Source organism: Pseudomonas oryziphila, from assembly GCF_003940825.1.
Taxonomy (GTDB): domain Bacteria; phylum Pseudomonadota; class Gammaproteobacteria; order Pseudomonadales; family Pseudomonadaceae; genus Aquipseudomonas; species Aquipseudomonas sichuanensis.
Map to the genome: position 1 here is coordinate 3295725 of NZ_CP034338.1, position 22817 is coordinate 3318541.

The following is a 22817-nucleotide window of genomic DNA, read 5'->3' on the forward strand; positions in this document are numbered from 1 at the left end:
GGCTCAGCGCGCGCAGGCGTGCTTGAGCTCGATCAGGGTCACGCCGTTGCGGGAGAAGCCGCCGCGCAGGTCCCGTTGCAGTTCGTCGAGGCTTTGCGGCTGGGCGACCGTGCAGCCGAACGCGCGGGCCAGGCCTGCGAAGTCCGGGTTGCGCGGCAGCACGCCGATGGGCTCGATGTCCAGGTTGAGCATGTCGTCGCGGATCTGCCCCAGCGCGTCGTTGTTCCACAGCAGCACCACCAGCGGGCGGTCCAGCTCTTCGACGGCAGTGGCCAGTTCCTGGGCGGTATAGAGGAAGCCGCCGTCCCCCACCAACACCAGGCCTGGGCGCTCGCTGCTGCCGAACATGCCGCCGATACCCGCAGGCAGGCCGTAGCCCAGGGTGCCGTAGCCGGTCGGGTGCAGCCAGCTGCGCGGCGCCCGGCTGTTGAACACGTAATTGCCGGTGTAGGCCAACTGAGTCATGTCGGTACTGATGAAGGCGTTGTCCGGCAACTCGGCGGCGATGCGCTCGAGGATGGACTGGTGCAGCGCCTGCAACGGGCCGTGGCTGGCCTGCACCGCGCTGCGCAACGTGGCCACCGAGGCGCTGGCCGTTGTGGCATCGCGCACGCTGTCCGGCAGTTGTTCCAGCAGCGCAGCCACGGTCTGCCGGGCATCGCCGTGCAGCGCTACCGCGCAGGGGTAGAAGTCGTTGAACTTGCGCGGGTCGATATCCACCCGCAGCAGCTCGCCGTTCAATGGCAGGCGCTCGCGCCAGAAGTCGGTGTCGGCCATTTCGGTACCGACCGCCAGCACCACGTCGGCCTGGGTGATCAGGTCCCAACCGGGCTCGACGCACAGGCTGGAGCCGGCGTTGAGCGGTGAGTCCAATGGCGCCAGGCCCTTGCCGGCCACGCTGGTGAAGAACGGTGCGGCCAGGCGCTTGCTCAGCAGTTGCAGCTCGGCCGCAGCGCCCAGCGCGCCACCCCCGGCAATGATCATCGGGCGTTTGGCTGCCGCCAGTTTGCTGGCCGCCAGCTCCACGCTTGCAAGGTTCGCCGGGCCGCGCCCGGGGCGGCGCACCACATCAAAGCTCCAGTCCCGCGCCACGGGCGCCGCCAGCACATCCAGCGGCACCGAGATATGCACCGGGCGCGGCCGGTCGCTGTCGAATACCGCATAGGCGCGGGCGATCAGCTCCGGCAGGTCCTCGGCCTTGAGGGCCACCGCCGAGAACGCGGTGATCGGCGCGGTCATGGCGCGCTGGTCCTGGGTCTCGTGCAGGCAGCCCCAGCCTTTGCCCAGGCTGGCCGTGTGGTTGACGCTGGAGATCACCAGCATCGGTATCGAGTCGGCGTAAGCCTGGCCAATGGCGGTGGCGGCATTGGTCACGCCGGGGCCGGTGATGATGAAGCACACCCCCGGCTTGCCGCTGACCCGCGCATAGCCGTCGGCCATGAAGCCGGCGCCCTGCTCGTGGCGGGTGAGCACATGGCGGATGCCGCTGCCGGGCAGGCCGCGGTACAGCTCCAGGGTGTGCACGCCGGGGATGCCGAAGACGGTGTCGACGCCGTAGTTGGCCAGCAGGCGCACCAGCGCCTGGCCACCGGTCAATGTGTTGTTCGTCATGTTCATGTCCTTACACCTGGCCGAGGCGGATCAAGGCATCGACCGCGGTGGTGCCGGTGGCACCGACCATCAATGGGTTCACATCCAGCTCCAGCAACTGGCTGGCGTTCTCGCAGGCGTAGTCGGCCACCGCGCGGATGGCGGCGACCAGCGCGTCCAGGTCTGCGTCGGGCTTACCGCGAAAGCCCTGCAACAAAGCGGCGCTGCGCAGGCCGAGCACGGCGTTGCGAATGGCGCCGTCGGTGGTCGGCAACAGCAGGCTCTTGCTGTCCTTGAGCAGCTCGACGAGGATGCCGCCGGCACCGATGACCATCGCCAGGCCGAAGTCCGGCTCGCGCTTGATGCCGACGATCAACTCGGCCAGCGGTGCGCTGGCCATGGGCTCGAGCAGCACCTGGTCGAAGACGACGCCGGGGGCGTAGGCGGCGATGCGTGCGCGCATTTGTTCCAGCGCCCGGCTCAGGGCCGCTTCATCGCCCAGGTTCAGCGCCACGGCGCCGGCCTCGGTCTTGTGCGGCAACTGCGCACTGACGGCCTTGAGCACCAGCGGGAAGCCTACCGTGCGCGCATCGGCCAGCGCCTGCTGCGGGCTGCTCAACACGCCATTCGGCACGGGCAAGCCAAAGCCACGCAGGGCCTGCTTGGACTCCCACTCATTGAGCAGATGGTTGTCACCGCCAAGTGCCTGTGGGCACAGCGGCACCAGCGCCGATTCGCCCAGGGCCAGCAGCGCCTCGCGTTTTTGCCCATAGCGGGCCACCCGCCCCCAGGCCGCCAGGCCGTCTTCCACCCCTTGCAGGGCCGGTACACCGGCCGCGTGCAATCGCTCGCGGGCGCTGGCCGGCAGCAGTTCGGGGAAGGCCGAGGTGACGAAGCCGGTCTTGCCATGGCGCTGCAGCGCCTCGCAGAACAGCCCCAGCAGCAGGTCGCACTCCTTGCGTTCGCCGGTGAACTCGGCGGGGTAATCCAGCACCAGCATGGCCGCGTCGGCGTCGCTGCGCAGGGCGCTGTCGAGCATGCGCTGCTTGGCCTCGCCGTCGCCCCAGATTGCCGTGGTGAAGTCCAGCGGGTTGACCAGGTTGGCGTAGGCCGGTAGCACCTGGGCCAGCTCGTCGACCTGGCTGCTGTCCAGGGCAGGCAGGCGCAGTTGGTTGCCTTCGCTGTAGTCGGCGATCAGCCCGGCGTCCCCCCCTGAGCAGGCCAGGGCGATCAGGCTGTCGCCCTTGGGCAGGTTGCCGCAGGCGGCGGCCTTGAGGGTTTCGACGAAGCTCACCGGGCCACTGACACGGATCACCCCAAGGCGCTCGAACAAGCTGTCGTACAGGGCGTCGGAGCCGGACAGCGAGCTGGTATGACTCAACGCCAGTTCGGCGCCGATCTGCGACACGCCGGTCTTCAGCGCGATGATCGGGATGCCCTTCTCCAGCGCCTTGTGCGCGGCGCGGGCAAAGCCCGGCACGTTCTTCAAGCCTTCCAGGTGCAGGCCGATGGCCGTGACCCGTGGCTCGTCGAGCAGCACGTCCATCAGTTCGGCGATGCCCAGCTGGGCCTGGTTGCCCACCGAGGCCATGTAGGCCACCGGCAGCGAACGATCGCTCATGGACAGGTTGTAGGCAAAGTTGCCGCTCTGGGTCAGCACCGCCACGCCCTTGTCCACCGCCTTGCCGCCGTGGGCCACGGGCCACAGGGCGGCGCTGTGCAGGTAGTCGAGCAGGCCGTAGCAGTTGGGCCCGAGCAGGGCCATGTCGCCGGCGGCGGCCAGCAATTGCTGTTGCAGGGCCAGGCCTTCGGCGCCGCTTTCGGCGAAGCCCGAGGCATAGCAGATCGCCCCACCCGCGCCCTTGGCGGCCAGCTCGGCGACGCAGGCCAGGGTCAGTTCGCGGTTGGTGGCGATGAACACTGCGTCCGGCGCGCAGGGCAGCTCGGCCACACTGCGCACGCACGGCACGCCGTCGATGCTGTCGTGCTGCGGATTTACCAGCCACAGCTGGCCCTGGTAGCCGCCGTCGGCGCAGCGCTTGAGTGCGCGGGCCATGCTGCGCCCGCCGATGAAGGCCAGGTGCCGGGGCGCCAGCAGGCGCTTGAGGTTGTCACGAATGGCGTTGGACATGGCGAGGCTCCGGTCAGCGCAGCAGCGGGCGCAGCAGTTCGCGGGAGATGATGTGGCGCTGGATCTCCGAGGTGCCTTCCCAGATCCGTTCGATCCGCGCGTTGCGCCAGATCCGCTCCACCGGGCCTTCGTCCATCAGGCCCATGCCGCCGTAGATCTGCACGGCCTCGTCGGCCACCTTGCCCAGCACTTCGCTGGCGAACAGTTTGGCCATGCCGGCCTCGCCGTCGGTCATGCTGCCCTGGTCCATCTTCCAGGCGGTGTGCAGGGTCAACAGCTCGGCGGCGCGGATCTGCGTGGCCATGTCGGCCAGCTTGAACGACACCCCCTGGTAGCTGCCGATCGCCTGGCCGAACTGTTTGCGGTCGGCTGCCCATTGCAGCGACGCATCCAGCGCACGCTGGGCCTGGCCGACGCAGTTGGCGGCGACCATCACCCGGCCTGCGGTCAGCCAGGCGTTGGCCACCTCCCAGCCCTTGCCGACTTCACCGAGCACCTTGCTGGCCGGCACCCGGCAGTCGTCGAAGAACATCTCGAAGGTGTGGTAGCCGCGGTTGCTCACGCATTTCGGGCCGCGGCGGATGGTCATGCCCGGGGTGTCGCGGTCGACCAGGAAGGCGGTCACCGCGTTGCGCTTGCGGCCGTTGTGCTCATAGGTGTCGGTGACGGCGAAGACGATGGCGAAGTCGGCGTGCCCGGCATGGCTGATGAAGTGCTTGCTGCCGTTGAGCACGAAGTCGTCGCCCTCGCGCAGGGCGCGGGTCTTGATGGCGTTGGCGTCGGAGCCGGCGCCCGGTTCGGTCAGGGCGAAGCAGTCGATCTTCTCGCCCTGGATGCACGGCAGCAGGTAGTCGTCGATCTGCTGGCCGGTGCAGGCCATGAGGATCTTCGAGGGCCGGGCGACGAACACGTGCAGCGCCCAGGAGACTTTCGACAGCTCGCGCTCGATCAGCGCCTGGGACAGGTAGTCGAGGCCGCCGCCGCCCACTTCCTCGGGCATGTTGAAGGCGTAAAAGCCGGCGGCGATGGCCTTGCCGCGGATCTGCGCAGCGAGTTCGGGGGAGACTTCATCGGCGCGGTCCACGGCCTCTTCATGGGGCAGCAGCTCCTTGGCGACGAAGCTGCGTACGGCATCCACCAACATTTCTTGTTCTTGGGTCAGTTGGAAATTCATGGCCTGTTCCTGGGTAACCGGGGGAAAGAGGGAGTACTTATTTGCCGATGAAGCGTGGCGCGCGTTTTTCGCTGGCGGCGCGCAAGGCCTCGGCACCGTCTTCGCTACGCCCGCAGAGCAGGCCGGCGGCCAGTTCTGCGCTGAGCTGTTCGGCCAGGCTGCGCTGGGCGCCGTCACGGATCAGGCGCTTGGTCTGGGCATGGGCGAAGGTCGGACCCTGGGCCAGGCGCGCAGCCAATTCGGCGGCCGCCGTGGCCAGTTGCTCGTCGGCGACCACTTCACCTACCAGGCCGGCGGCCAGGGCACGCTCGGCGCCCCACAGTTCGTCGAGGAACAGCAGGCGCTTGGCCTGTTCGGTGCCGATCAGCCGAGGCAGGTGCCAGCTGGCGCCGGCGTCCGGCGAGTAGGCCATGCTGGTGTAGCCGGCCTTGAAGCGGGCCGATTGCGCGGCCAGGCGCAGGTCGCAGCACAGCGACAGGTCCATGCCGGCGCCAACGGCGGTGCCGTTGATGGCGGCGATGGTGGGTTTATCGAGGCTGTGCAGGCACTGCATCAGGGCGTGGGCGGTTTCGGTCCAGCCGTAGGTTTCCAGTGCGCCGCGGGCTTCGGCCTCGGCCCATTCGGCAAGGTCGGCACCGGCGCAGAAGCTGCGGCCGGTGCCGGTCAGCACCACCACGCGCACGGCCGGGTCGCTGTTGCAGGCATCCAGGGTGGCGTGCAGGTGTTTGAGGGTTGGGATGTCCAGGGCGTTGCGCTGGTCGGGGCGGTTCAAGGTGATCCAGGCGACGCCGGCTTCAACCTGGATGAGTAGGGACGACGGAGCAGTCATGACGGGCCTCGGATTGTTGTGATTGTGCTGAGGGTGGGTGACTTGAGGCTCATGCTAAACGAGTGTTCAACAAGGAGGCAATTGGGGGAGAAGGCGGTGTTACAACTTCGAACAAGTGGTGGGGAATCAGGGGGGAGAACAGGATCGCGTTTTGGCTACAAGGTGCATGGCGACAGGGTTGCGGCGCCTATGAGATCGAGCGCCGCCCGCGCGGCGCTTCGCGGGTAAACCCGCTCCCACAGTTTGTTTCGGGCCAATTACTCCTGTGAAAGTACCGGTGCCTGCCTTGGTGCATGCCTTGAGTCATGTGGGGCGGCGGCAACGCCCACGCTGAAACCGCGTCTTACCAACAAGGCGGACCAGGAGATGGTCCAGGAGAGACTGGCCCGAAACAGACTGTGGGAGCGGGTTTACCCGCGAAGCGCCGCGCGGGCGGCGCTCGATCTGATAGGCGCTGCAAAATCACCGGCGGGCACCTGGTGGCCCTCACCCAATTCGCCGGCAAACACCTACCAAATCCCCCTCAAACCACCGGAACTTCCACCGCCACCCCCTGGCGCCTGCGCTGCACCACGAAATACGCCGCATAACACAGCGCAATAAACCCAAAGCCCCAATACAACGAAGGCCGCTGGGTCTCATCCATCGCCAAAAACACAAACAGCGAACTGCACAAGGTGATGCACAGCAACGGCACCAGCGGGTACAGCGGCGCACGGTACTTGAGCTCGCTCACCTGCCCGCCCTCGCGCAGGAACTGCTGGCGGAAGCGGTACTGCGCCAGGGCAATCACGATCCAGGTCACCGTCCCCGACATGCCGCTTACCGCCATCAGCACCATGAACAAGGTGTCCGCCGCGACGAAGCTGGTCATCAGCGAGACCAGCGCGAAGCACAGGGTGATGAACAGCGCGCGCAGCGGCACACCTCGGCTGCTCAGCGGCGACAGGCTCTTGGGCGCCATGCCGGTCTTGGACATCGCCCAGAGGATACGGGTGGAGGCATACAGTCCCGAGTTGCCCACCGACAGGATCGCGGTGAGGATCACGAAGTTCATCAGGTCCGCCGCATAGGGAATGCCGACCATGTCGAACACCTGCACGAACGGGCTTTCCATCAGCCCGGCCTGCTGCCAGGGCACGATCGCCGACAGCACCACGATGGCCAGCACATAGAAGATCAGCACGCGGAACACCACGTTGCGCACCGCCCGCGGAATGCTCTTTTCCGGCTGGTCGGTTTCACCCGCCGCCACGCCCATGATCTCGCAGCCCTGGAAGGCGTAGACCACGGTCATCATCACCGCGAACACCGCCGACAGGCCGTTGGGGAACAGCGATTCACCGATCAGGTTGCTCATCATTGGCGCCGGTGCCCCGCTGGTCAGCGGGATGGCGCCGAAGATCACCAGCACCCCGACGACGATGAAACCGAGAATCGCCGCCACCTTGATGCCGGCAAACCAGTATTCCGCCTCGCCGAAGGCACGGGTCGCCAGCGCGTTGATGCCGAACAGCACCGCCACGAACAGCGCCGACCAGTACCAGATCGGCACCCCCGGGAACCAGCGTTCCATCAGCATGCCGGCGGCGGTGAACTCCAGGCCCACGGTGGTGGCCCAGCTCATCCAGTACACCCAGCCGATCATGAAGCCGGTGGCGGGGCCGATGAATTTCGTCGCATGGGCCTGGAACGAGCCGGACACCGGCATCTGCACCGATAGCTCGCCCAGGCAGACCATCACCAGGTACATCAGCAAACCGGCCACCAGGTAAGCCAGGATCGCGCCCACCGGCCCGCCCTGGTTGATGGTCACGCCCGAGCCCATGAACAGCCCGGTACCGATCACGCCACCGAGCGAGAGCATGAAGATGTGCCGGCTCTTCAATGCCCGTGTGAGTTGGATACCTTCAGCTTTACGGCCTTTCATTATTGTTATCTCCAATAAGCCTTGAGGGCCGCGTGTGCAGCGGCTGCCCCGATTATTGGAAAGCGATGTAAGGCCCGATTGACCGTAAAGATCGAAGATGTAAAAAGTCGTAAGTTTTTTGTCGCTCAGGCGGCCAACAGTTCCGCCAGGCTGTGTTCGGCGCGCAGCAGCTGCTCACTCAGCGACGCGGCCATGGCCTGCACCGCGGTTTTATCCCGCGCCAGGGCGTGCGTTTCGAGGCTGCGCAACGTGGCGGCCAGCCCGCAAAATCCCAAGGAATCACTGCTGCCAGCCAGCCGATGGGCCAGGTGAGTCACCTCGGTACAGTCACCCGCCGCGACCGCTTCAAGCAGTGCCTGGCGCTGCTGGTGCAGCGCGTCACGCAGACCGGCCAGCAGGCCTTGCAACTTCTGCGCGCCGAGCAGGGTGCGGTGGGTATCCAGCAAGTCGTGGTCCAGCCAGGTAGCCGGTGCCGGTTGCTGTTGCTGGTCTGCCAGCGCCTGGCGCAGGTTGGCAAGCTTGAGCGGCTTGCCCAGCACGCCCTGCATGCCGGCATCCAGGTAAGCGCGCACCAGCCCCGGTTGGACACTGGCGGTCAGTGCCAGAATGCGCGTGTCCCGATTGGCGGTATCGCCCGCACGCACCTGTCGGCACAGCGCCACGCCGCTGATGCCCGGCAGGTGCACATCCAGCAGCAGCAGGTCGAAGCGCCGCTGTGCGCACAGTTCAAGCCCCTGCTCGGCATCCTCGGCCAGCCACACCCGGTGGCCGTCGCGCTCCAGCAACCCGCGCACCACCTCACGGTTAAGCGCCACGTCCTCCACCACCAGAATGTCCAGGGGCGCCGTGCTTGCAACGGCAGCCGGCAGCGCCTCGGCCTGCTGCACGGCCTCAAGGTCGAGCTCGAACCAGAAGCAACTGCCCTCCCCCTCGCGGCTACGCACGCCGATCTGCCCGCCCATCTGTTCGACCAGGTGCTTGCTGATCGCCAGCCCCAGGCCCGTGCCGCCATAACGCCGCGCCACCGCCTCGCTGGCCTGGACGAAGCGGTCGAAGATCTTCGGCTGCATCGCTTCGCAGATACCGATGCCATCGTCGCTGACACTCAGTCGCAGGTGCTGGCGCCCGGCCTCCTCCCGCAGCACCTCCACCTCGACCAGGATCTCGCCGCCCTCGGTGAACTTGATCGCATTGGCCAGCAGGTTGCTCAGCACCTGGCGCAGGTACTGCTCGGCACCGCGCTGGTGCGTGGCCAATCGTGGGTCGATGCGGCACAGTACCAGGCTGTCGTTGGCCAGGGCTCGGGGTTCGAGCAGCGTCAGTACTTCGTCGCACAACTGGCGCAGGGAGAAGCCGACGGTTTCCGGGTGGCTTTCGCCTTCTTCGAGCCTGGCGAAATAGAGCACTTCGTTGAGGATGCCCAGCAGCCCTTCGCCGGCCTTGTACAGCGCCTCCAGGCGCTTGCGGTCCTGCGTCGCCAACCCGGCGTCGCGCAGCAGTTCGGCCATGCCGAGGATGCCGTTGAGCGGCGTGCGCAATTCGTGGCTCATGGTGGCGAGGAAGCGCGACTTGGCCAGGTTGGCCGCCTCGGCGTCGTCCTTGGCGCGCAGCAGGCTGGCGGTGCGGCGCTCGACCTGCTTCTGCAGTTCGTCGCGGTTGTCCTGCAGGGCCAGGCGATCGGTCTCGCGGCGCTCGATATCGCTGAGGATTGCCCGGCGCATGTCGTCCAGTGCCAGTGCCACGCTGTCGATCTCGTCCGGGTACGCTGAGCGGCGCTTGTTCAGGCGCAGCGGTTCATGCCACTGCCCGGCACCGATGCGTCGGGCGAAGTCGGCCATCACCTGCAAGTGGCGGGTCACCAGGCGATAGAACAGCCCCGACAGCGCCAGCGCCAGCCCGCACAGGAACACACTCATCCACAGCAGGCTGGTCAGGCCGGTGGCGAACAGACGGCGGTGCACCGCGCCAAGGTCGATGCTCACCTCAAGCTCGCCCAGATGGCGCACCGGCCCGGAAGGCGGCTGGAAATCCAGGGCAAAGCGCTCGACCCGCAGCGGCCCCGTTGGCGCCGGATCCCCTTGCTGCAAGGTGAAATCGTCGCTGTTCAGGCGCACCCGCGCCACATCGGAGAAGTCCACCAGCCCACGCAACTGCACGTTCAACTGCTCTTGGTTCAGGTCCCACAGGCTGCGCTCGAGGCTGGCCAGGTAACCGGCACGAATCAGCTCCATGCGCCCATCGATGTCGCGCATTTCGCGGCGGTACTCGAAGTACAGTTGCACACTGCTGGCCAGCACCGTGAAGCACAGGCTGAACAGCAGGATGAACAGCAGCAGCCGACGCAGCAGGCCACCCGGTTGCAGGCGGGTCATGGCTGCCTGACCATGTCGCGGTAGGTGACCTCGCTTTCATGCAACCAGCGCTCCAGCTCGCCGGCATCGGTCATTTTCTGCAACTGCACGTCGATCTCGTTCATGTGCTCACTCAAGGGCGAGTGGCGCGACACCGCCACGCGCAGGTAGTCGACACTCAACGCAGGCCCCAGCGCGACGATGTCCCGGGCACCGGGCAGGTGCTCGACGAACAGCTGGCCGGTGCGCCGCTCCTGGATCACGAAATCGATGCGCCCGCGGATCAGCTTGCCGAAGTTCTGCCCGCTGTCCGACACCCACTCGATGTTCTGGTGCCGCGCCACGAAACGGTCGAAGTCGGCGCCGTAGCTTTCGCCGAACAACAGCCCGCCACGGTACCGGGCCAAGTCTTCGAGGGTTGCAAACTTCAGCGGCCGCTGGCGATTGGCAAACACCGCCACCTCTTCGCGCAGCACCGGCACCGTGGAAAAGCGCATGGCCTGGGCGCGTTGCTCCGAGGCGTAAGCCAGCACCACATCCACCCGCCCTTCGGCGGCGTCCAGCAGGCACCGCTGCCAGTTGCCCAGCACCACCATCTCGACCCGGTAGCCCAGCCGCCCGAACAGCTCGCGCACCACCGTCGGCGCCAGGCCGCGCGGTTGCTTGCCATCGCTCCAGGACACCGGCGGGTAGACCGGGTAATCGCAGTAACGGACGACCTCGGCGGCCTGCAACGCGCCGCTCAGCAGCAACACCAGCAGGCCGAACAGGCGCCGGATCACGCGGCCACGCTTGCGGTGAACAGGTAGCCGGCGCCGTGGATGGTGATGATCAGCTCGGGTTCGGCAGGGTCGTCGTGCAGCTTGCGCCGCAGGCGCCCGACCAGCACGTCGATGGAACGGTCGTTGGGCACCCACTCGCGGTTGCGGATCTGGTCCATCAACTGGTCGCGGCTCAGGGTGTGGCCGCTGTTGCGCAGGAACACGCTGAGCAGTTGGAACTCACCGTGGGTCAGCAGGGTTTCGCCACCTTGCGCATCGATCAGGCGGCGGCGGTCGCAGTCCAGCGCCCAATCCCCGAACTGCTTGAGGGCGGCAGATGCCTGGGTGGCGGGCCGGGTGCCCTGGGCGTGGCGCACACGGCGGATCAGGTTCTTGGCCCGCGACACCAGCTCGCGGGGGTTGAGCGGCTTGCTTACGTAGTCGTCGGCGCCGCATTCCAGGCCGACAATGCGGTCGATGTCGTCGTTGCGGCCGGTGATCAGGATGATCCCCACCTCCGAACGCACCCGCAGTTCGCGGGTCAGGGTCAGGCCGTCCTTGCCGGGCAGGCGGATATCCAGCATCACCAGCTCCACCGGCTGCTCGGCCAACAGGGCCTCGGCCTGTTCCGCAGTAGCGGCGCAGTGGACGGTATAGCCTTCCTGGGACAGGTAGGCCTGGAGCAAATCACGAATCAGCGGATCGTCGTCGACGATCAGTACCCGAGAGGTCATTGCGTTTGGTCCTGAGTCGCCCGTGGGCGTGTTTCTTATTAGAGTGGGCCAAGACTAGCGATTGCTGAACGGTCGATCAACAGCCCTCGGCCGGCAGGGTGAAGCGTTGCCGACCGCCGGCTTGCAGGCCATCGACCCAGGCTTCGCAGATCTGCACGCCCTGGGCCGGGGTGAAGGTGCCGGGGTTCAGGCCCGACTCCAGCCACAGGCCGTCCAGCAACGCGCTCAGGCTGATGGCGGCGAGGTCGGCGTCGAAGCGCTCCCACCCCTCCTCCCGTGCCAGTTCGCTGAGCAGGCTGCGCAGTTCGCGGCGGTATTCGCCGTAGGAGTGGTCGTGCACCTGGTTGATCGCCTCGGCGGTTTTCACCGCGCCCCAGAAGGCCAGCCAGGCGTCGAGCAGTTGCGGGTCGAGCAGTTCGGCGCTGAACGAGCCACGAAAGAACGCCGACAGGCGCTCGCGGGCGTTGGGCGCGACCTGGTCCATGGCCTCGCGCAGCAGCTGCATCACCCGGCCGGTGACGGCCATGTAGGCTTCGGCGACCAGTTCGTCCTTGCCGGAATAGTGATGGCTGATCAGGCCGACCGACACGCCGGCCTCGGCGGAGATCTTGCGGATCGAGGCGCCCTGGAAGCCATGGCGTTTCAGGCAGGCCAGGGTGGCCTCGACCAGATTGGCCTTGCGCAGTTCGGGCAGCATGCGGCTGAAGCGGGCTTCCTGGGACATCGGTGGGTCTCGTGGCGGGTGCAGTTGAACGACTGTATAGCAAGTCCGACAACTGGCGATACCCTGACGCTGACTGTAGGAGCGGCCTTGTGTCGCGAAAGGGCTGCGAAGCAGCCCCGGCAATCTTGTGGGAACCATAGATCCTGGGGCCGCTGCGCAGCCCTTTCGCGACGCAAGGCCGCTCCTACAGGGGATCGAGCAGGCTCACCAAATCAATCGCGATACTCCGGCGCCACCTTGTCCAGCAACCGCAACAACGCCGCCCAGGCCAACTGCATCGCGTCCGGATCGGCCAACTGCCCCTCTTCCAACGGCCGCCCGGGGTCATTGAACTGCCGCTCGGTGTGCGCGCACACCTCATGGGGCGGCAACACCAGCTTGCCGCTGGCCTGGGCGGCGAGCTGGATCTCGCAGGCTTTCTCCAGGTAATACATGCGCATGAACGCCTCGCTCACGCTGCGCCCTACGGTCAGTTGGCTACCATACTCCTCAATAATGTGCTGCAACCCGGATTTTGGGTTTCCTGTCTCTCGGAATATAACTTTCCTCTAGAATTGCGAGTAATTACAATTACATTCTCTCGGATAAGCATCACAGCATTAGCAGTTAACTCACCAAGCAAAGATTTGTTAAGCGTATCTTTTGCAACAATCTTAATTTACGAACTACGCCCAAAACTCCTTCCCATCCGAGTCTATCCATACAACCCCAGCTGGGGCTTCTGTGATAAACCAAAGTCCGAAGCCATCAAGATCGTCTTCACCGGGATCTTTAGGCCACGCTTCCTTGAGCACGTCTAGCTGATCCTGGATGGTACCAACAAGGAAAAGGCCATCATGCGCAAGTCTTATGTTCCCCTCCAACATCAAACGCTCCATCAGGGAGAAGAACAGACTGACTCGGCGCGCGCAATCAACAGTCGAACCGAAAAGTTCAACCGACATATGCTGCCATATAACGCCCATTGAGAGCCCAAACGCGCTTCGCAACACCGACTTATAGAGCACCTCAATCATTTAAAATTTACCCTCACCGTTCTTACGCCATTAGTGGACCTATCCATAACATCTATCGTCCAAGAAGCCCCTGTCTGCTGCGAGGAAGTGGAAAAATCTCGAAGGAATATTCGAGGTCCGACGCCAGTCTTGGCTGTATATATCACTCCCTTCCCAGGGACAACTATAGCTACAGGCATACTTTCAACCCAGCCAAACCCCTAAAGATTGAGCGGTGTCTTTTGCACCTATTCAGGAATGATTTGCAACTCACTCCATAGTGGCTTCAACCCTAGGCTCTCCATATGGGCCTCAACGTCGACAAAGGCCTTAACCCCAATGTTATCGTACAAAAGCCATGAGGCCTCGCACTCTTGACATACGAACAAACAAGTGTCGACATCTATAACTCTAGCCTTGACAACATCTCCCTGCTCACATCTTGGACACAACAGATAAAACCTCTCTATTTAACAGGAGTATCCGTGTGCCTTTTTCTTACCGACCAAAGCCACGAGTATGGCCGAGTGAAGCCATAGGCAAACCTCAACACACCAATAAGCCAGCCCAATTGCGCCCATGAGAAATCACCCTCAAATCACTGAAACTGGAGTTATCCCGAATCTCGTGGTCAGAACATAAGACTCCAAGCCATTTGAATCAGGAACAATCACCAGAGACCCTACTTCCCCAAAATCAAGCGCTAACTCACCTTCCACTTCAAAACAGGCACGCTCAATTTTATGATTCAAGAAATCAAAAACCAGAGCACCGGTGGCAGGTTCTTCACCGTGCCCCCATTGCTCACCCCCCTTATTGCACCTAAAAGGACACTGCATTAATACGGTCACTCCATTCCCGAAAATCAGAACCTGAGAACCCACGCCGACAGTTACACCGACCAGCATGGCCGAGGTCAGCTCTTTCAAATCTAATTCATCAATCATAACTTCCTCTTACCCCCTAGGCGGTACAGTGTTGGGTGGCAGAGGAACGTGCGTGTCTCCCCTTGTACCCGCTCCACCCGTGGCTGGGTTAACAGGTTGTCCATTTTTCACGAATATCCAGTAACCATTCTCCAAGCCGGGAACAGGCGTTGAACCTGGAGGCATCAACCGGATATATGAGCTACCTGGAGCACTTGGATTATTGACTAGTTTGCAACGCATCGGCATCAAGCTTTCCTACTAGGTGACCCATTCGAGGATCGTTGAGCTTGGCGAATACCGGTTCAGCAATCGAGATTTTTTGCGGAACCAGCAATTCCACCTGTGCCTTTACACCAACTTTTTATGAGCGACCGCCCTCAAGCTCTCGCCTATACGAGTCCAATATATTGGACCAATTTCTCAAAAGCTGATCTTCGCCCTCTAAGGAAGGATCTGCCGCCGGCATATATCTGACAATAGGAGCAACAGACTCCGGATAGTCGAAATCCGCATACATCTCTTCAACAACCCCCAATGGATCTTGATATTTATCTCTATTTATGAAAACCCACAAAAAAATCAGAAACACCCAGACTGTCTCTAACCCCCTGTCATCTCGCAGATCCTTAGCCGCAAGACGAATAACGCACCCTCGAATATTACTAACTTCGTCACCAGCCAGGCAAGCCAATTCATAGTGATCCGCAGAGGACTCAGCAGAAAGCCTTTTGAGAGAATATTCAACAACCCCTGCCGGAGTTAAATAACCACGATCCAATCCGTACTTAATCTCCCCCCAGCTCAACCAAGGCGCTTCTGAGAAGCAAAACCCACCATCTAAGACTCTATGCATACCTGACCTCTTACCTTGGCAACCTAGATGGAACTTGGTTGGGCGTACCCGTAATTCTTCCTGCCGGGATAAATCCCTGATGAGTCAACTCACCCTTCGAGTTGACGAGCCACTCAAACATTCCTTGTTTTCCATCCACAGTTCCTTCCATCTCGGTAAGGTTGTACGACTTTCCATCCCCACCACGAAGTGTGAAAAGCCTTCCTTTCTCTGGAAAAACTAGTTCTGCCGCAAGTGAATGCGCAGCATCGTTTTCAAGGGATACGGCTTACGATCGCTACCGACCTTCGGGTAGTGCGACTCAATCAACGCGACCTATCCGCTCCGCGGATCGACCTGTTCCTTCCCTGATAGGAAACGCTCACGGCGGTTTGCTTGCGCTTACCGGCACATTCGAAATCGGAGAAGTTCATCTGGCTCATGGGCAAGGCTTGCTACGGTAGTTGAACGGAAGGCTATTTCAGCACAGATCGAGTGGCCTGTGCTGGCTTGTTCGGAGAATCCTTAGCAGTTAACTCATCAAGAAAAGATGTGTTCAACGCGCCTTGTGCACCAAAGAATAACTAACAATGACGCTGATTGATCAACTCATCCAATCAACGTCAAAATCGGCTAGTTGAGCTGCAAGTCCCGCCTCACACTCAAACCAATAATCGAATCCTTCATCGTCACTTTTTTTTAAATACATATAGTATCCACCGGTATCGCCACAGCGATCATCATCAATAAGTACTTTCCAGCCAAAATACTCGCCACCAACAATAACACCCTCTCGAATTACAGCCATATCTACATCCTATTCCGTGTAGGGCACATGATTGTTAGATACATAACGTCCAGTCACAGGGTCTTTAACTCCAAAATGCACATGCGGAACTCCTGGAGCATGTGCTCCCGATAGAGATCCTGAGTCGATACGAAATTCCCTCGTGCCGTCTGCGCTGTGGAACAGATGGTCTGGCTGACCGTCTACTGCTCAACCTGCCTGAGGTCGATGCACTTGTCAGAGGTCTATCAGGCTACCCAATGGGTACTCTCCCCCTGTCGGCGACCCGCCAACGATGAGCCGGGCTCCGCTTGTGCGCGGATGCGTGCCTCATGTTTGCTGGCCAAAGCCACGAGAATGGCCAGGTGATGAGAATCGAGACGATCAATGCCCAGGGATCGACGATTCCAACACAGGTGGTTCACTACACTTTCTTTCACAAGACGGCTGGAGGCAATCTCCAGCCGCTTTTGTCCGCATCTACCTGTACCCTAAGGTCACTTACTGCCCACTTTCTTTTCGCAATAGAGGCAAGGTTTTACACCATAATTGCCTCAACGAAATATTCAGGGTTTCCGCAGCTACAGTCTGCCCTATAAATCCTATTGATGCAGTGGACGAGTGAGATTGCAGAACTTTTTCCGCATCTCTGGTGCCCAGCATAGTCGTGCACGACGGACGGCTTAAGCTATTTTTAGCAGTTCTTCGACCATAAACCTGTCGACCTCCCTGAAGACCACTTCTATTTCGCGCCCTTCGTCATCAACCCAATCAAGTACGGAGTCGCGCAAAACCTCAAGATATACCTGGAGATCCTTTCTTGGCAATCCTGGAAGAGCCGCATGCACAAGGACGATTTTTTGGCATGGAATCCAGCTGAGATCTCTCAAGCAGTCATATAAGGCATTCCAGTTAAATCCAAAATACCCTGGCAACCAAAGCAAATAATACAGCGCCTTTATCAATTCATCTGCATTCCCAATGGCAGGATCAATCCGCACATAAAAGACCTCAGCCGCGTCATATGAAGGCGGGATATCCACAAATGTGAATGGCAACATCTTCGAGCGGCCTCAATTTTTATCTGGATGAAGGTTTTTTAATGATCGGCTGTGTAATACATTTCGCCACCTTTTCCTACGACGACTCGCTGAGGCCCGGGCCCTGCAATACCCGGCGTAGGATGAACATATTCAGTGTAGTAACCGGCTGGCTTCTGCGGCAAATCCGATGCACGACTCTGGAATATAGAACCATCGTTTCGATGCGGGAAAGATCCACCTGATTTTATTCGATCTAAGGTTGGACCAAGATCTACTGCACCTTGAAAAATTTGTCCAGCTTTTTGATCAACGACCTTAATACCATCGATGAAACGAGTGGCGGCTTTCGCACCATTTAACTATTTACTTTTCGTATCGCCTGAATACCCATATACCATCATCATCAATTGGCTCAGGAGCATCCAGCCTGAAAGTTCGAGCGCACACCTTAAAGCTTTCTTCATAATCAGCAAGCACCTCAGTCTCAACACAAGACGCCGACTCGATATCACGCTCCTCAACTTCCCCATCAAAGTAAAACCTAATATCCAATGCTTCGCCCGACACGGAAAAAACAACAGCTCGTAGTTTTTTTGAGACTTCACCCAGAAGAGCTCTTTGCAAACTGAGGCGAGCCATCACAACGGGGTTATCAATAACTGTTCCCATTTTTTAAGGCCTCGCTGGCACAATGTGAATGCCATCTTTAGAGTAATGGATTATCCCATTGGTAGTCGGCATCGACACGCCGGCACCGTCTATATATGTCCCTATCGCCCCACCAAAATCAACCCTTTCTTTCGAGCCTGGCATACCGACTGGAATATTTCCGACTTGCTGCCCAGTTCCGGCGCTTTCAGCAAGCTTGCGAGGGTCAGCTGTCAAGATGCTGCGGCCTGGAGTGTAAGAGTTATGACCAGGAAAATGTTTCTCCTGAGCACTCCATTTAACTGCAGGCACTTCTTTTGCACCAACAACCACGCCCCCGTCACCTACTCCCCCCGCAGACCCTGTCCTTCCACCACCCTGGCTGACTGAAGGCTTCGGCGTTCGCCCACCACCACCCGTCGCCACACCCAGCAACACCTGGCCGAGCCCTTGCTTAAACTCGGACTCTTGGCTCAATGCAGACGCAATCTCCTGCATCGCAGTTTCATTGCTCTGTCCAACGACAAAGCCAATGACAACGGCAACCTCGACCTTGCCCTCCTTCTTTAATGCTTTGACTTTTTCCTGCAACAAGGGTTGGTCTGCAAGCAATTTCGTGAGCAACACGTCACACAGCTCAGGCGATTGCCTGCAGGTGTCTCGCAACCTCTTATTGCGCTCTTCATCGAGCTGAGCGTACTCCTCCCTGATACCCTCTTTGCATTTCTGATCCAGGCACTCGTCCTGGCGCTTCAGCATCTCCTCCACTTCCTCGTGGAGCAGATAGTTGTACTGCGTAGCCGTCCCCGCCACCCAAGCCCCAGTCTGCAGCGCCGCCTCGTCCCCACCTTGAGCAGCGGCCGCCAGCACCCCGATCACCTGCGAGTTCATCGTCAGCAAGCGTTTCTTCTGCTCGGGGTCCATCGTGCCGTACCACTGCGACAGGCTGCCAACCAACGCTTCGTTCACCCCAGCGGCCAGCGCCCCTGTCTTGAAATCACCGCCCGCCGCTTCTGCCGCCAAGCCTCCCATGATGGCGTGCAGGCCGATCTTGGCGACGCTGCCCTCCTTCAGGTCCAACCTGTCAGGACTGGTCTGGTCACCCACCCAGTTGAAGCCTGCGGCGGCGAAGGTGTTGGCAAGACTGCTGCGCAAGGCATCACTGAACGAACTGTCGCCCCCCAAGGCACGATCTAGCACGGTAGAGGTGCCGTTCTGCAGCAACTGGTTGCCCGCGAAGCGGCCTATGCCTTCCAGTTTGGAGAGGCTTTCGGTAGTGACTACTTTTCCGCCGTTCTCCAGTGCCCCGGCCGGACCTGTTTTAGTCCCCATCCAATCGTCGAACAGCCCAGCGGTAAGGCCGGCTGTAATCCCGGAAACAAGATAACCGCGCAGGGCATCGCTCGATGCCAGGTCTTTGAATACCGCCCCCAGGTCGCCCTGGTTGTTGATGGTGCTGATCGCCGCGCTGCTGGCCGCCGAACTGACCACAGCGGTAGTCGCGGCGCTGGCTGCCGTACCAATGGTGGTTCACCGCAGGCGCGGTGAGTGGTTTGGCCACCAGTGTCGGGTCTTCCGCCACCAGTGTTGCCGGTGCTGCCGGGATCAGCACCACGACAGCCACCACGCCACCAGGATGGCGATGATCATCGCCGACGCAGCACCCAGCCCCGAATTGCAGTACTTGAAGGAGTCGTGCACTTCCTTCACCTGCCGCCAATCCACATCCCCACGCTGTTCGGCGGCCTTGATCCAGGCCAACTGCGGATCGGCCGCGACCAGTGCATCAATGGTCTGGCTGACCGTCTGCTGGTCAACCTGCCTGAGGTCGATGCACTTGCCAGAGGTCGATCAGGCTACCCAATGGGTACTACCCCCCTGCCGGTGGCCCGCCGGCGACAAGCCGGGCTCCTTTTGTGCGCGGATGCGTGCCTCATGTTTGCTGGCCAAAGCCACGAGAATGGCCAGGTGATGAGAATCGAGACGATCAATGCCCAGGGATCGACGATTCCAACACAGGTGGTTCACTACACTTTCTTTCACAAAACGGCTGGAGGTAATCTCCAGCCGCTTTTGTCCGCATCTACCTGCACCCTTAGGTCACTTACCGCCCACTTTTTTCTCGAAATAGAGGCAAATCTAGACACCATAATTGCCCATACGAAATACTCAGATTTTCCGCCAGCAACATCCTCCAGAAAAATATTCCGCACCCTTTGATTACTTGCCAAGCTGATAAGAGGGCCGACTCCTGAAGTCGCTTTTTCACCAACTTATTTCTAGCTTTTTACTTCCGCAACCCCACCAGATGCTTAAATGGTCCATCATCTAAATCAAGCCCCATATCCGTAATTAATCGAACTGCCTCCTGATATTCTTCGTCCGTGATAGAAATATCAAACTCACAAATATGATCGCATAATATCTCGAAGGCCAGACTTTCCTCATTGTACGCGACATAGTCCAATGCCCCTTGGAGCAGACCCGCGTCCAACCGGCCGTAGAATTTATTCCCAAATTTAATAATACGGTCTGCAAACATAAAATTTACCTAATCGGCTTATAAGGTGGAACCGGAGCATCATCAGGAAATGCGGTAACCACTTTCCCTGTAGCTGGCTGGTATACAACTCGCATACGCACTCCATCACGAGCTTCATAAGCAACCCACTTGGCAGGGTCCCCTTTAGCCGTATAAGCCCCCCGATTCCTGTCTGTGCGTACCACTTAGTGTTCGGAGAGGTCGTAATATCGCCGACCGCATGAACAATTTTCTCTCCTGACCAACTTTCAGGGAAAACGGTCTTCCCTTGCTGTCCTGGCCACATGTGGCCGCCGCTTCCAGGTTTATCTCCATAAAGAATATGCTGCTTTGCTTCAGGAGAAAGGATATCAACGTAATCTTTTCCAGGTGCTTTTGCACCAACAACCATACCCCCGTCACCTGCTCCCCCCGTGGGCCCCGTCTTTCCACCACCCTGGCCGACTGAGGGCTTCGGCGTTCGCCCACCATCCGCCGTCGCCACACCCAGCAACACCTGGCCGAGCCCTTGCTTAAACTCGGACTACTGGCTCAATGCAGACACAATCTCCTGCATTGCAGCTTCATTGCTCTGTCCAACGACAAAGAGAATGAATGTGCTCTTGAAGTTTTCGGCCTTACCCGACGGCCCTGTAAGAGGATTCTTCGTTATCTAGGCGCGCAACGCTAGATGTGGCGCGGTCTGCGCCCGGCTCGATCCAAGCCCACCCAAAGCAGACCCGACATGGGCATTCGACCCGTCATGCACACTCTGGACGAACTAAATCAGCAGACGACGAAAGCCCCTGGCGGTTATGCCTCCGTTAATCTCCCTCTCTCTGCATTAACAATGGGCACCTGTGCCTTTGCACCATTAGACTTTAGGCACTAGCGAAAAAAGACCATCAGGCATTAAACAGCTAAGAATATAACTAGCCGCTTTGCCTGAACTACGCTTAGTAAAATCAGAATCCGACTCACCGGGACCTTGATCGCAGTACCAACTGTCGTACGTTAGCTCCGCTTTATCACCAACCAATTTATATACATCTCCCCCAAGAATTGCGACACCAAGAGCTTCGAGTTCATAAATAGCATGCAAAGCATCATCACGACCCAAGGCCCAATTCCGCACCCCCAAACCATCTAGCGACACGCCCCTACTTAGAATAGGGTCAACTTGCTCCGACCATATAGTACTCATGGATCACTCCGCCGACGTCGGCCTGAATAGACGATGATTAATTGAGCCATCCGGCTCTTTTATAAACTCAAAAACGCCTTGTTTTCCACGATACTCACCAGGGATTTTCAGCATATCTCTTACCACACCATCTCCCCCTGTAATCTTCGTCACCTGTCCGGCACTTTGGAACGTCGTAACGCTTTCCGGGAATCCATGAAGATCTCCAGTCTTGATCTGACCTAGGCTCTGTCTGAAATCCCAAGAAACTGAAATGTGGCCTCGGAACAGCCTGGGTTCTGTACAGTCGCCGGCCATCTACGGAAAGGAATTCTGTGATGGCAAAGCGTTATGAACTCTCGGATGAAGCGTGGGCAGTGGTCGCCGACCTCTTTACGGCGGCCCACGTCAGGGGCAGGCCCCGCAGCAGTGATCGTTTGATGCTCGATGGTGTGCTCTGGGTGCTCTGCTCAGGAGCAGCCTGGCGAGATATGCCCGAGCGCTTCGGGTCTTGGGCAACGGTCTATCACCGCTTCCGACTCTGGCGAAACCGCGGAACATTCGATCAGATGCTCAGACGATTGCACCTCAGACTCAATGACAAAGGCTTGATCGATCCCCACACCTGGATGATCGATTCGACCGCTGTTCGAGCAACCCGTGCTTCATCTGGAGCGCGGAAAAAAGGGGGCCTGACGAGCCTGCCGATCACGCTCTAGGCCGCAGTCGCGGCGGCCTGACAACCAAAATCCATATGCTCTGCGACGCCAACGGGATACCGTTGCGCTTCCTTCTCTCTGGCGGCCAAGCCAGCGACATCAGCTATGCCCAGCCGTTGCTTGATGATGTCAGCATCCCGACAAACCAGCGTGGTCGTCCACGCAAACGATGCAAATGGTTGCTGGCTGACAAAGGCTACGACGCCGAGGCCTTGCGCCGTTACTGCGATCGATATCGGATGCAGCCGGTCATTCCGCTGCGCTCAATGAAACGCAAGCCCAAACCCGGCTTGCCGAGACTGTTTGATCGCCCCAAATATCGACAGCGCAACATCATCGAACGCATGTTCGGCTGGCTAAAAGAGAACCGCCGAATCGTCACGCGCTTCGACAAGCTCGCAAAAAGTTATGCCGCAATGGTCTCGCTGGCTTGCGTCATGCGGTGTATGCGACGGCTTTTTTCAGACAGAGCCTAGTGTTCGGCGCCCAGCGTAAATTGATCCGCCAGCCGGTGCAGGCACTGTCCTTCCACCACCCTGGCTGACTGAAGGCTTCGGAGTTCGCCCGCCACCAGCCGTCACCACAGCCAGCAACACCTGGCCGAGCCCTTGCTTAAACTCGGACTCTTGGCTCAATGCAGACGTAACATCCTACATTGTATCTTCATTGCTCTGTCCATCGACAAAGCTAATGACGGCTCCGACCTGGACCTTACCATCCGCTTTTAATTCTTTAACTTCCCCCTGAAATCTCAATTATTTTCTATCTGCTTTACCGGATCCCAACCATCAGGTTTGAGCTGATGCTTACTCCACCATTGCATCCCCTCAAAAATCCACTTTTCTCGTAATTCAGAATGAGCGACTGTCGAATCATCGTACCCAAACTCTGTCCCGCAACACGGGCAGATATTATACGAAGCGCATCCAAAACCAT

The 22817-nt window shown here is 60.0% G+C and carries 21 protein-coding genes and 3 pseudogenes; 2 read left to right on the forward strand and 22 right to left on the reverse strand.

What is annotated here, in order from left to right; translation table 11 throughout:
- Positions 1–3: 3 nt before the first annotated feature.
- The 19 genes and pseudogenes from EJA05_RS15315 to EJA05_RS15415 form a co-directional block, all read right to left on the reverse strand.
- A complete protein-coding gene (locus EJA05_RS15315; RefSeq protein WP_125858892.1) occupies positions 4–1611 on the reverse strand; it encodes a 5-guanidino-2-oxopentanoate decarboxylase in 1608 nt (535 codons plus the stop codon).
- 10 nt (positions 1612–1621) lie between these two features.
- Positions 1622–3721: an acetate--CoA ligase family protein gene (locus tag EJA05_RS15320; RefSeq protein WP_125858893.1), complete on the reverse strand. Its 2100-nt coding sequence runs from the start codon at positions 3719–3721 to the stop codon at positions 1622–1624.
- Positions 3722–3734: 13 nt separating this feature from the next.
- On the reverse strand, positions 3735–4895 hold the full coding sequence (locus EJA05_RS15325) for an acyl-CoA dehydrogenase family protein (protein WP_125858894.1): 1161 nt from the start codon (positions 4893–4895) through the stop codon (positions 3735–3737).
- 37 nt (positions 4896–4932) lie between these two features.
- On the reverse strand, positions 4933–5724 hold the full coding sequence (locus tag EJA05_RS15330) for an enoyl-CoA hydratase/isomerase family protein (protein ID WP_125858895.1): 792 nt from the start codon (positions 5722–5724) through the stop codon (positions 4933–4935).
- A 523-nt stretch (positions 5725–6247) separates the two neighbouring features.
- Positions 6248–7654: an amino acid permease gene (locus EJA05_RS15335; RefSeq protein ID WP_125858896.1), complete on the reverse strand. Its 1407-nt coding sequence runs from the start codon at positions 7652–7654 to the stop codon at positions 6248–6250.
- Between the two features lie 125 nt (positions 7655–7779).
- Positions 7780–10026, reverse strand: a complete 2247-nt coding sequence (locus EJA05_RS15340) for an ATP-binding protein (protein WP_125858897.1) — start codon at positions 10024–10026, stop codon at positions 7780–7782.
- Positions 10023–10784: a substrate-binding periplasmic protein gene (locus EJA05_RS15345; protein ID WP_407692100.1), complete on the reverse strand. Its 762-nt coding sequence runs from the start codon at positions 10782–10784 to the stop codon at positions 10023–10025. The genes EJA05_RS15340 and EJA05_RS15345 overlap by 4 nt, the downstream gene beginning before the upstream one ends.
- Positions 10784–11500, reverse strand: coding sequence for a response regulator (locus tag EJA05_RS15350; RefSeq protein WP_125858899.1), 717 nt, complete (start codon positions 11498–11500; stop codon positions 10784–10786). The genes EJA05_RS15345 and EJA05_RS15350 overlap by 1 nt, the downstream gene beginning before the upstream one ends.
- Before the next feature lie 76 nt (positions 11501–11576).
- Positions 11577–12224 (reverse strand): TetR family transcriptional regulator C-terminal domain-containing protein, encoded by a 648-nt coding sequence (locus EJA05_RS15355; protein WP_125464352.1) that lies wholly within the window; start codon positions 12222–12224, stop codon positions 11577–11579.
- Positions 12225–12436: 212 nt separating this feature from the next.
- A pseudogene (locus EJA05_RS15360) lies at positions 12437–12697 on the reverse strand (class II aldolase/adducin family protein); the annotation flags it as partial.
- A gap of 192 nt (positions 12698–12889) precedes the next feature.
- Positions 12890–13240, reverse strand: coding sequence for a DUF596 domain-containing protein (locus EJA05_RS15365; protein ID WP_223811830.1), 351 nt, complete (start codon positions 13238–13240; stop codon positions 12890–12892).
- Positions 13241–13812: 572 nt separating this feature from the next.
- The gene (locus EJA05_RS15375; protein ID WP_125858900.1) at positions 13813–14166 is read right to left on the reverse strand and encodes a hypothetical protein; all 354 of its coding nucleotides are present in this window, start codon (positions 14164–14166) and stop codon (positions 13813–13815) included.
- Positions 14167–14509: 343 nt separating this feature from the next.
- Entirely contained in the window at positions 14510–15001 is a 492-nt protein-coding gene (locus EJA05_RS15385; protein WP_125858901.1) for a DUF2247 family protein, read from the reverse strand.
- A gap of 222 nt (positions 15002–15223) precedes the next feature.
- A pseudogene (locus EJA05_RS15390) lies at positions 15224–15423 on the reverse strand (IS5/IS1182 family transposase); the annotation flags it as partial.
- A gap of 161 nt (positions 15424–15584) precedes the next feature.
- Positions 15585–15788 carry a hypothetical protein gene (locus tag EJA05_RS15395; protein WP_125858902.1) on the reverse strand — a complete coding sequence of 68 codons (204 nt, stop codon included), beginning with the start codon at positions 15786–15788 and terminating at the stop codon, positions 15585–15587.
- 662 nt (positions 15789–16450) lie between these two features.
- Positions 16451–16828, reverse strand: coding sequence for a barstar family protein (locus EJA05_RS15400; RefSeq protein WP_125858903.1), 378 nt, complete (start codon positions 16826–16828; stop codon positions 16451–16453).
- Positions 16829–16866: 38 nt separating this feature from the next.
- Complete coding sequence (locus tag EJA05_RS28780; protein ID WP_125861329.1) at positions 16867–17139, reverse strand: ribonuclease domain-containing protein; 273 nt, start codon at positions 17137–17139, stop codon at positions 16867–16869.
- A 34-nt stretch (positions 17140–17173) separates the two neighbouring features.
- On the reverse strand, positions 17174–17479 hold the full coding sequence (locus EJA05_RS15410) for a hypothetical protein (RefSeq protein ID WP_125858904.1): 306 nt from the start codon (positions 17477–17479) through the stop codon (positions 17174–17176).
- A 3-nt stretch (positions 17480–17482) separates the two neighbouring features.
- Positions 17483–18949 (reverse strand): DUF637 domain-containing protein, encoded by a 1467-nt coding sequence (locus EJA05_RS15415; RefSeq protein ID WP_125858905.1) that lies wholly within the window; start codon positions 18947–18949, stop codon positions 17483–17485.
- Between the two features lie 204 nt (positions 18950–19153).
- Between EJA05_RS15415 and EJA05_RS28255 the strand changes: the two genes are divergently transcribed.
- Entirely contained in the window at positions 19154–19678 is a 525-nt protein-coding gene (locus EJA05_RS28255) for a hypothetical protein (protein ID WP_190305986.1), read from the forward strand.
- A gap of 67 nt (positions 19679–19745) precedes the next feature.
- On the opposite strand, the gene EJA05_RS15425 is transcribed toward EJA05_RS28255, so the two are convergent.
- From EJA05_RS15425 to imm40, 3 genes and pseudogenes are all read right to left on the reverse strand, one after another.
- On the reverse strand, positions 19746–20000 hold the full coding sequence (locus tag EJA05_RS15425) for a MafI family immunity protein (protein WP_125858906.1): 255 nt from the start codon (positions 19998–20000) through the stop codon (positions 19746–19748).
- 5 nt (positions 20001–20005) lie between these two features.
- Positions 20006–20412, reverse strand: a pseudogene (locus EJA05_RS28785) (EndoU domain-containing protein); the annotation flags it as partial.
- 441 nt (positions 20413–20853) lie between these two features.
- On the reverse strand, positions 20854–21183 hold the full coding sequence (gene imm40 / locus EJA05_RS28790; protein ID WP_125858907.1) for an Imm40 family immunity protein: 330 nt from the start codon (positions 21181–21183) through the stop codon (positions 20854–20856).
- A gap of 317 nt (positions 21184–21500) precedes the next feature.
- Between imm40 and EJA05_RS15440 the strand changes: the two genes are divergently transcribed.
- Positions 21501–22357 (forward strand): IS5 family transposase gene (locus EJA05_RS15440; protein ID WP_190305981.1). Its coding sequence is split into 2 segments (ribosomal slippage): positions 21501–21849 and positions 21849–22357, totalling 858 coding nucleotides; the frame shifts between segments, so codons are not numbered across the junction.
- Positions 22358–22817 lie beyond the last annotated feature (460 nt).